A 9,191-nucleotide genomic window follows, 5' to 3' on the forward strand; every position below is an offset into this window, starting at 1 on the left:
TTTTTCCTATAAAATCACAATGCCGGTAATTAAAATACTAAGAAGTGCTAGTGGCATGCAAACCTTCCAACAAAGCGCCATTAGCTGATCTGGGCGCAGGTGCGGAAATGCCGCTCTGCTCCATAAAAACAAAAAGAAGAAAAAGCCAGCTTTAAGGGCTATCATCACCCAGCCAGGAATAAACCAAAAGCTATTGTATCCGCCAAAAAATATGAGCGAGATTACGATAGAGTAGGTTATCATATTGGCGTATTCGCCGATGAAAAACATACCGCCCCTTAGCCCAGAATACGCCGTGCTAGCCCCTGCTAAAAGCTCGGTTTCGTTCTCGGTAAGGCAAAGTGGCGTGCGGTTACACTCCACAAACGAAGCGATTAAAAATAGCGCGAAACATACCGGCTCTTTCCATACGAACCACTTCTCAATACCGCCACTTTGGGTATTTACGATATCAATTAGCGAGAGCGAGCCCACAATCATAATAATCGGAATTAGGCTTAAAGCATTAATAACCTCAAAGCTAATTAGTTGCAAAAAGGCGCGAAATGAGCCGATTAGGCCGTATTTATTATAGCTTGCCAAACCTCCGATTACTAGCCCATAAACGCCAGCAGCACTAGCTCCAAGCAAAAACAAAAGCGCGACATTTATATCAGCGATAATTGGGCGAATAGTGTGCCCAAAAAAGCTAAATTCAGGCAAAAGTGGCACTACGCTAATAGCCACAAGCGCAGCGGCAGCTGAGATAATCGGCGAAATTTTATAAAGAAACTTATTTGCATGCGTTGGAATCGTATCTTCTTTGGTGATTAGTTTAATCATATCGGCTACGACTTGAAGCACGCCAGCAGGCCCCACGATAGCAGGACCGAGGCGGCGTTGCATATAGGCGATGACCTTGCGCTCGATATATGTCGCAAAGCCCGCCATTGTGGCGATTAGAGCGATGATGATTAGACATTTAGCGAAGGTAAATGCGAAATTTAGGGCAAACTCACTCATTATTGCCTCCAATTTTTTCGATTTTTACGGCTTTGTAGCGCGAATTTACAAAAATATTTTGCGTAGGGATTTTTGCGTCAAAATATGGCAGATAAATTCCGCAAAATTCATTGTCAAATTTGACTTTAATTACGATTTCTTCGCCCTCGCACTCGATTTTTACCATATCGTTTAGAGCCAAATTTAGCTCTTGCGCGATTTGCGGGTGCATAAATATCGCGCCACTTTCGCCAAGACCTGCGCTAATGCCGGTAAATGCGTTAAAGTGGTGAAGCGGGTTTGCTTCATATATTAAAATTTCGCCATTTTTAGCGCAAATCTCATCTGAAACAAAAATGTCAAATTTATCAGCATTTGGCGAAATTTGGCGGTTTTGCAGAGTGTATCCGCGGTGATTTTCCCCGCAGTTGTCGTAAAAATTCTCTAAATCATCAAATTTGATTTTTTCGAAATACTCGCCCAAATTTGGCGTGTATGAAATCGCAAAAGTGGCATTAATGCCAAGGGCGTTTGCGATATCGTTTAGCTCGTATCCGCCGTATGCCAATGCCGCATTTGTCGGCACTACGCGCTTGTCATAGTTGGTAAATGTGCCCTCTTGTTGCACTAGGCTAGGCGCGTGTAAATCTGCCTCAATCACGCCAAATTTAAAATCGCCGTCCTCGTTGTATCCTAAAATCTCGCCAGCTCCCTTTTCGCCAAGATTGCAGATTAGCGCCACGCCAAGGCTGTTTGTGCGAGGCGGTATGATTAAGACGCTAAAATTCGTGTATCGCTCAACCATGCCAAGCAGTTTTGCAAGGGTGGCTGAGCGCGGGTGTTTGATAAAATCCTCGCCGATGATTAGGGCGGGATTTTGGGCGTTTTGGCAAATTTCGCGGAGGGCGTTTTTGTCCAAATTTAGGTTTTTTGCGAAATTTGAAACTTTATTTTCGCCTGAAATTTCAAAATTTGCGCCCAGTTTTTTATCCAGCCACTCTGGCATTTGTGCGCCAAAAATTTGTAAAATCCATAGCAAAATTTCAGCCTCCAAACCTGCTTTGTGCTGGCATGAAATGAGATTTTTGCCAAATGCGTCCAGCCCGCTATCACGCATGGTGTGAAAATACAGAGCGCGCGATTTTCGCACTTTTAGGGCGTTATTTAGCGCGTAAGCCAAATTTGGCGCATCCGAGCGCAAAAAACTGCCCGCACACACGATAAAATCGCTATTTCGCACGGCTTGTTCGCTCCCGCTGTATAATTTCATACCGCTATATTCGCTAAAATTTCGCAAAAAATCTTGATATCTTTTGGCCTCAAAGTTTATCAAATTTAGGTCGAATTTTTCACGCAAAAGCTCTAAAATTCGCGCTTCCTCGTTTGTAATGAAGCTGTTAAATTTGATATTTTTGATAACGCCGGTTTTTATTTTTTCTACAATTTCATTAAATTTGGCTTCATTTTTAACTGCATTTTCGTTTGAAAAATCCCAGCCAAAGCGCGCCCCAGCGTGAAGAGAGGCAAAATTTGTATCGCTACTTACGCGGTAAATTTTCTCGCCCCCATCACTTATGGATTTGCGTTTTACCTCGTAAAAAAGCAGTTCGCAATCGCTCGTGTGCGGGTTGGAGGCTGGTATTTTGCGAAGCTCCCAAGCATTTGAGCTGTATTTAAAGGCACTCACGCTTAGCGCGCCAGTAGGGCATGCGGCCGCGCACTCGCCGTAATTTACGCAATCATCATCATCGCTAACGCGCGCGATTAGGCTTTTTTGCATTTTATTTAGCACGGCGTAGGCGTCTTTTGGCATGCTATCTTTTAAATTTGGATTTAGTGGCTCGCCCTGGCGTGCTACTAGTTTAAAGGCGTCAAATCCTAGGCGATCTTTGGCGGTTTTTATGCAGCGCTCACACACAATGCAAAGGCTAGGATCGTAGCTCAAAAACCCCCAATCCTCTACTTTTTTCGCGCTATCAACCACGGCGAAGGATTGAGTGCTAACGCGCATTTGCTGGGTTAGGTTTTGCAATTCGCACTCGCCACTTTTATCGCATACACCGCATTCTAACGGGTGATTTATGCAATAAACCTGCATTATGGCGTTGCGCTCTTTGCTTAAATTTGGCGAGTTTGTGATCACGCTCATGCCCTCTTTTGCCTTGGCGTTACAGCTATAAACCACCTTTTCATCGGCTTCGACCATACACAGCCTGCACGCTAGCGTGGGCGATGCGCCATGCAGGTAGCATAGAGTCGGGATATAAATCCCGTTTTCGCGCGCGATTTCTAAAATGCTCTGCCCTTCGCTAAATTCGCAAATTTGCCCGTCAATTGTAATTTTTGCCATTAAACCCTGCTTATTTTGGCTATTTCGAAGTCATAGCCACTGAAATTTTCTCCCCCAAAACCAAGTCTTGCGACCGTGCCTTTTAAATTTGCGTCTAACTCAAATTTGCGTTTTACGCTAAAATTTGGCGTGCTTATTTCACACATATCGCCGTCTTTGATCTTTGCGACCATGCTAAAATACGCCCCACCGACGAATTTATCATCGAGGCTGTGTTTGAAAACCACGGCGCCGTCGAAGTTTTCTAGCTCTTTTAGCTCGGTTAAATTTTGCTTTTGCGGGCAAAATTCCTCGCCATTTAGGCGCAAAATTTTAAATTTATACTCATCTTGCAAAAGCGATAAAAATGTTTGGATATTTGCTCTATCGCTGTGAGTGTCGATAAGAGCGTCATCTATAATGAGGATTTCGCAACCGCTTAAAAATTCGCTCAAAACCTCGATTTCCTCGTCTCCGACATTGCTCTCTGCGCTCATAAACGCGTCGTCTAAATCCTCAAAAAACGCCTTTTGTGTGGCGTCCAAATTTGGCAAACTCATACACAAAAGCGCCAAAACATAGCCCTGTGCGCCGATTTCGCATTTGATTAAATTTTCATAGCCCTCATCTTGCAGGGCAGAAAGGGTTAGAATTTCATCATTTTTAAATTTTTCCCATAAATTTGGTGCTTGCAATCTTAGCAACGAAGCGCAATTTAGTATTTTCATTTTTTTCCTTTTCTAGCGACTATCATCCAGTCAGCTTGGTTGTATCTAAGTGAGTTTAAAAGTGTCGAATTTAGCCCTTCCACGAGGTTTGCACTGGCTTTGATTTGGTCGAATTCACCCATTTCAAAGATAAAAATCATAGTCTCGTTTGGGGCAGAGTTTTTCAAAATTTCCCCCATGCGGTTTAGGAAATTTCCCCGTAAATGGCGCAAATCATATCGTTTCATCGATCCACCTCGCCAAGAAGTATGTTTGAACTACCGATTATCGCGGCTGCGTCGGCTAGGTAGTGGCCTGGCAGTATTTCTTCATACAGCGCGCAGTGCCAAAAGCTAGGCGTGCGCACTTTGAGCCGATACGGGCGCGAATCCCCTGTGGAGTAAATGTAGTATCCAAGCTCGCCCTTTGGGGTCTCGGTAGCGTGATAAATCTCGCCAGCAGGGGGTTTTAGCCCTTGCGTAATTAGGACAAAATGCTGCATTAGCGAGTAGTTTTGCGTCATAATCTGCTCTTTGCTAGGGCTTACGAATTCCGGATTATCGGCTAAAATTCCAGCTGGCGAGCTTTTATACAGCCCCGCACACTGGCGCAAAATTTTAAGGCTTTCCTTCATTTCGGCGATATAGCATTTATACCTAGCGTAGCAATCCCCAGCGTTCGCGTAAGGCACATCGAAGTCTAGCTCATCGTAGATGAGATAAGGCTCCTCTTTTCTGATATCCCATTTATGCCCGCTAGCCCTTAGCATGACGCCAGAACAGCCCAAATTTAGGGCGTCTTCTTTGGAGATTACACCGACATCTTGGGTGCGCAAAAGCCAAATTCTATTATTATCTAGCAAATCTTCAAATTCTTTAATATCATTTGGGAAATCATCGCAAAAGCTAAGCATTTCCTCGCACCAAAGCTCAGGCAAATCCACAAAAACGCCACCGATTTTTATGCTGTTGTGCGTTAGCCTCGCGCCGCAGTATTTTTCTATCAAATCCAATACATGCTCGCGTGAGCGAAAGCAGTATAAAAATACGCTCATAGCCCCGATATCTAGGGCGTGCGTGCCCAAAAAAAGTAGGTGAGAGCTAATGCGGTTTAGCTCTAATAAAATCGTGCGAATAATCTGGGCTCTGCGTGGCACCTCGATACCGCATAATTTCTCCACAGTAGCGCAAAATCCGTAGTTATTCGCGCTTGCTGCGATATAATCCATGCGATCAGTTACTGGCACAAATTCGCTATAAATCATATTTTCTGCCATTTTTTCCACGCCTCGGTGCATGAAGCCAACCTCTGGGCGTGCGCGCACGATTAGCTCGCCGTCGAGTTCTAAGACTAATTTTAGCTGACCATGCGCGCTAGGGTGTTGGGGGCCGAAATTTAGTATCATATTGCCTCCGACGCGCGTAAATTCGGCATTTTCGAAAAATGGTCTAAGTTTGGTTGGTTTTTGCATTATTTTCTCTCTGTTATGATTTTGTGTGCGCCGCGTTTGGCCTTTTTGATGAAGCGAACTCCGCCAGTTTCTTGGTATTCTTGCGCGCTAGCTTTGCTCGGTCTAGCCTCGCCGTAAGGGGTCTCGTGATTTATGCGCGAGAAATTAAAGGTATCTTTGTCATCAACCATAGCCGAATCGCGGTTTTCCTCGCCGATTAATTCTCTATTTTCGCGCCCGAAAATTTTATCCACCTCATACCATTTGGCAAATTCGTCGCCTTGGAGCGGATATGATTTTAAAAGTGGGTGGCCAAACCAGTCATTTGGCATTAAAATTCGCCCCAAATTTGGGTGGCCCGCAATCCATACTCCCATCATATCGTATAATTCACGCTCCGCCCAGTTCGCGCTTTTAAAAATACCTGTCGCGCTTGGCAGATACTCGCCGGTTTTTACGAAGCATTTGGCTCTCATACGGCGCGCTCTGTGTATGTCAAGCAACTGATAAAAGACCTCGATTCCGCCACTTTTAGCTATGAAATCAACCCCGCTTAGCTCGCATAAAATTTCATATCCTAGCTCTTTGCATGCTTGAAGCGCAGACAAAATTTCATCTTTTTGCGTGTAAATTACAAGGGTGTCGAATTCGACATAAGCGTTTAAAATTTCAAATTTGGCTAAATTTGATAAATTTTCAAAATCATCGCTAAATTTGGAATTTTTCGGGTCAAATTTTTCACTTTTTTTGGGGACGAAAAATCTATCGTTGTAGTAGTTTTTCGCGCTTTTATCGCCCTTTGGTGTGTATTTTCTCATCAAATCAACCTTTTTGGTTTTTGCGTTCTACATGCTCTTTCGCGGCGGATTTTTTTCTGCAAAATCATCAGCGCAAACTGCAATGTCTCTGGTCTGGGCGCACAGCCCGGCAGGTAAATATCCACAGGCACCACTCTATCGCAGCCCTGAACCGTGGCGTATGTGTTAAACATACCGCCTGTATTGGCGCAAGAACCCATTGAAATCACCCATTTTGGCTCAGGCATCGCGTCATATAGTCTGCGGGTGAATTCGGCGTGTTTTTTCGTAAGCGTGCCTGCTATTATCATCACATCGGCTTGTTTGGCTGAGGCGCGAAAAATTGTCCCAAACCTGTCGAAATCATACCTGCCAGCGCCTGCGGCCATCATCTCTATTGCGCAACACGCTAGCCCATAGGTCATAGCCCACAGCGAATTTGACCTGCCCCAATTTATCAGCTTATCGGCAGTGGTAAGCATGATAGGAAGGCCATTTTCTTTGGTGTAGTCTATTTTGTGCTCTGCCATGAAAGCGCTCCTTTTTTCCACGCATAAACAAATCCCACGCCAAGCAATGCAATAAATAAAATCATCTCGGCAAATCCAAACGCGCCTAAGAGTTTGAAATTCACAGCCCACGGAAACATGAAGATAATCTCAACATCAAAAAGTATAAACAAAACCGCGACTATGTAAAAGTGTGAATTTATCGAATTTGGCTGTTTTACGGCCTCTGGACCTGCTTCGTAAAAATCATTTTTCAATCTCTCATCATTGCGATTGGCGAGTTTTTTGCTGATAATCGAGCTTAATTTCACGGTGAGTGAAAACACGCAAAACGCCAAAATAAACATAATAAAAATGCCTAAATATGACGAATTGTTTGGAAGTCTTGACATTTTTTACCTTAAATTTGAAAATTTGGCTTAATTTTATCATTTTATGATTTATAAAATCTTACTTTGCGTTTTAAATAAGCTTTTTCATAAAAATTTAAGAAAAAAGATAAAAAATGTCAATATAAATTTTGCCCCTGTTTTTTAGTTTTTTTTAAATGGATAAAGGGTAGAATTGAAAGGTTATTTTTAAATTTTTGGGGATAAATTTTGAAAACACAAAAAATCAACCTCCTTTTAATTGGCATAACTCTTGGCGCACTGATTTATTTTTTTATTTGGGGTTTTGGATTTATAGGAAATGCTAATAAACTAATCTTCGTAATTTCCGTATTTTTGGGCGTTTTTATGGCGTTTAACATCGGCGGAAACGATGTGGCAAATAGCTTTGGCACAAGCGTGGGAAGCGGGACGCTGACTATCACGCAAGCACTTTGTATCGCGGCTGTGTTTGAAGCAAGTGGCGCAATCATCGCTGGTGGCGAGGTTACGGCGTCGATTAGAAGTGGAATTATCGATTTTGGTGGCTCTCACATACACCCGAGCGATTTTATTTATATTATGATGAGTGCGCTTTTTGCGGCTGGGGCGTGGCTGCTTTTTGCTAGCAAGCACGGACTTCCGGTTTCGACCACACACGCGATTGTAGGCGGAATTGTGGGCTCTGGCGTAACGCTTGGATTTTTGATGAATAACCCTGAAATTTCGGCTTTATCGCTAGTGCAATGGGGAAAAATCGGTAAAATCGCCAGCTCATGGGTGCTTTCGCCGCTTCTTGGGGGATTGATTTCGTATGGGGTGTTTTGGCTGATTAAGCACTATATTTTGGATTATAACAAATACGCCCAAATTCGCATTGACCGCATAAAACGCGAAAAAAAGGCACTTCGCAAACTACACAAAAAAACATTTGAAACGCTCGATGATATCCAAAAAATCGCCTACGCAGAGGCTGTCAATCACGATATTTATGCTATGAAAGACCCTGATTTCGATCCGAGCGAGCTAGATAGCGATTATTATAAAAAAATCGTAAATTTGGATAGGAAAAAAGAGGGCTTAAAATCGCATAGAGCGCTAGAATTTGGAATCCCAGCCGTGGCAGGGATTGGGGCGTTTGTAATCTCATCAATGCTGATTTTTAAGGGACTTCAAAATTTAGATTTAGGGCTAAGCGATATTCACAACTACCTAATTATCGGCATGGTCACGGTGGTAACTTGGCTTTTGATGTTTATTTTCGCCAAGACTTTGCGCAGGTCAGATCTGCATAAATCGACATTTTTGATGTTTAGTTGGTTGCAGGTCTTAACAGCGTGCGGATTTGCCTTTTCGCATGGTTCGAACGATATCGCAAACGCCGTAGGGCCGTTTGCTGCGATACTTGATACACTTGCGAGTGGTTCGATTAACGGCGATAGCCCTGTGCCGCCGCAAATTATGGTAATGTTTGCCGTAGCGCTTATCGTGGGGCTTTGGTTTGTAGGAAAAGAGGTAATCGCCACTGTGGGGACGAATCTGACCGAGATACACCCTGCGTCTGGATTTAGCGCAGAGCTAGCCAGCGCAATCGTGGTCATGGTAGCCTCTGTGCTAGGGCTTCCGATTTCATCGACGCATGTGCTAATCGGCGCGATTTTGGGAATCGGCGTAGTCAATGGCAACACAAACTGGTCTTTGATGAAGCCAATAGGGCTAGCGTGGATTATCACACTTCCTGCCTCATCGCTTTTAGCCGCGGTGATGTTTATAGTTTTAAGGCATGTGATTTAAATTTTAAATTTGCCAAATTTGTCATTGCGAGGCGATTTTATCGCCGAAGTAATCTACGAGCAAAAACCACCAAAACGCTAAATTCTCTGTCATTGCGAGCTTTCGCAGAAAGCGAAGCAATCCAGAGAAATTTAAAGCAAAATTCTACTTAAATTTTGCATTGAACGATTTTTTAAATTTTAAGCGAAATTTGAAATTCTCTGTAAGGGGGAGGGCGCGCTTTTTAGGAGACGCTACCCTCCCCCTTACCAACCCC

At 43.6% G+C, this 9,191-nt stretch carries 9 protein-coding genes; 1 reads left to right on the plus strand and 8 read right to left on the minus strand.

The window, feature by feature from the left end; all coding sequences use genetic code 11:
• Window positions 1–6 precede the first annotated feature (6 nt).
• From nuoH to OFN73_RS07765, 8 genes are read right to left on the minus strand one after another with little or no spacing between them, the layout of a single operon-like run.
• Window positions 7–1,002: an NADH-quinone oxidoreductase subunit NuoH gene (gene nuoH, locus OFN73_RS07730; RefSeq protein ID WP_270862938.1), complete on the minus strand. Its 996-nt coding sequence runs from the start codon at window positions 1,000–1,002 to the stop codon at window positions 7–9.
• Complete coding sequence (locus OFN73_RS07735) at window positions 995–3,331, minus strand: NADH-quinone oxidoreductase subunit G (RefSeq protein WP_270862939.1); 2,337 nt, start codon at window positions 3,329–3,331, stop codon at window positions 995–997. Before OFN73_RS07735 ends, nuoH begins: the two co-directional genes overlap by 8 nt.
• Window positions 3,331–4,038, minus strand: a complete 708-nt coding sequence (locus tag OFN73_RS07740; RefSeq protein WP_270862940.1) for a hypothetical protein — start codon at window positions 4,036–4,038, stop codon at window positions 3,331–3,333. Before OFN73_RS07740 ends, OFN73_RS07735 begins: the two co-directional genes overlap by 1 nt.
• The gene (locus tag OFN73_RS07745) at window positions 4,035–4,265 is read right to left on the minus strand and encodes an NADH-ubiquinone oxidoreductase subunit E family protein (protein ID WP_270858441.1); all 231 of its coding nucleotides are present in this window, start codon (window positions 4,263–4,265) and stop codon (window positions 4,035–4,037) included. The genes OFN73_RS07740 and OFN73_RS07745 overlap by 4 nt, the downstream gene beginning before the upstream one ends.
• Entirely contained in the window at window positions 4,262–5,488 is a 1,227-nt protein-coding gene (nuoD, locus tag OFN73_RS07750; RefSeq protein WP_270862941.1) for an NADH dehydrogenase (quinone) subunit D, read from the minus strand. The genes OFN73_RS07745 and nuoD overlap by 4 nt, the downstream gene beginning before the upstream one ends.
• Window positions 5,488–6,285: an NADH-quinone oxidoreductase subunit C gene (locus OFN73_RS07755; RefSeq protein WP_270862942.1), complete on the minus strand. Its 798-nt coding sequence runs from the start codon at window positions 6,283–6,285 to the stop codon at window positions 5,488–5,490. Before OFN73_RS07755 ends, nuoD begins: the two co-directional genes overlap by 1 nt.
• A complete protein-coding gene (locus tag OFN73_RS07760) occupies window positions 6,285–6,794 on the minus strand; it encodes a NuoB/complex I 20 kDa subunit family protein (protein ID WP_270862943.1) in 510 nt (169 codons plus the stop codon). The genes OFN73_RS07755 and OFN73_RS07760 overlap by 1 nt, the downstream gene beginning before the upstream one ends.
• Window positions 6,776–7,165, minus strand: coding sequence for an NAD(P)H-quinone oxidoreductase subunit 3 (locus OFN73_RS07765; RefSeq protein ID WP_270862944.1), 390 nt, complete (start codon window positions 7,163–7,165; stop codon window positions 6,776–6,778). The genes OFN73_RS07760 and OFN73_RS07765 overlap by 19 nt, the downstream gene beginning before the upstream one ends.
• Before the next feature lie 207 nt (window positions 7,166–7,372).
• On the opposite strand from OFN73_RS07765, the gene OFN73_RS07770 reads away from it, so the two are divergent.
• Window positions 7,373–8,935 (plus strand): inorganic phosphate transporter, encoded by a 1,563-nt coding sequence (locus tag OFN73_RS07770; RefSeq protein ID WP_270862945.1) that lies wholly within the window; start codon window positions 7,373–7,375, stop codon window positions 8,933–8,935.
• The last annotated feature ends 256 nt before the right edge of the window (window positions 8,936–9,191 follow it).

Source organism: Campylobacter sp. JMF_14 EL1 (assembly GCF_027737585.1).
Classification (GTDB): Bacteria; Campylobacterota; Campylobacteria; order Campylobacterales; family Campylobacteraceae; genus Campylobacter_B.

Excerpts from the sequence above, each read along its gene's own strand:
- OFN73_RS07760 (WP_270862943.1), bottom strand. The coding sequence starts at position 6,794 with ATGGCAGAGCACAAAATAGACTACACCAAAGAAAATGGCCTTCCTATC.
- OFN73_RS07765 (WP_270862944.1), bottom strand. The coding sequence starts at position 7,165 with ATGTCAAGACTTCCAAACAATTCGTCATATTTAGGCATTTTTATTATG.
- OFN73_RS07745 (WP_270858441.1), bottom strand. The coding sequence starts at position 4,265 with ATGAAACGATATGATTTGCGCCATTTACGGGGAAATTTCCTAAACCGC.
- nuoH (WP_270862938.1), bottom strand. The coding sequence starts at position 1,002 with ATGAGTGAGTTTGCCCTAAATTTCGCATTTACCTTCGCTAAATGTCTA.
- OFN73_RS07755 (WP_270862942.1), bottom strand. The coding sequence starts at position 6,285 with ATGAGAAAATACACACCAAAGGGCGATAAAAGCGCGAAAAACTACTAC.
- OFN73_RS07735 (WP_270862939.1), bottom strand. The coding sequence starts at position 3,331 with ATGGCAAAAATTACAATTGACGGGCAAATTTGCGAATTTAGCGAAGGG.
- nuoD (WP_270862941.1), bottom strand. The coding sequence starts at position 5,488 with ATGCAAAAACCAACCAAACTTAGACCATTTTTCGAAAATGCCGAATTT.
- OFN73_RS07740 (WP_270862940.1), bottom strand. The coding sequence starts at position 4,038 with ATGAAAATACTAAATTGCGCTTCGTTGCTAAGATTGCAAGCACCAAAT.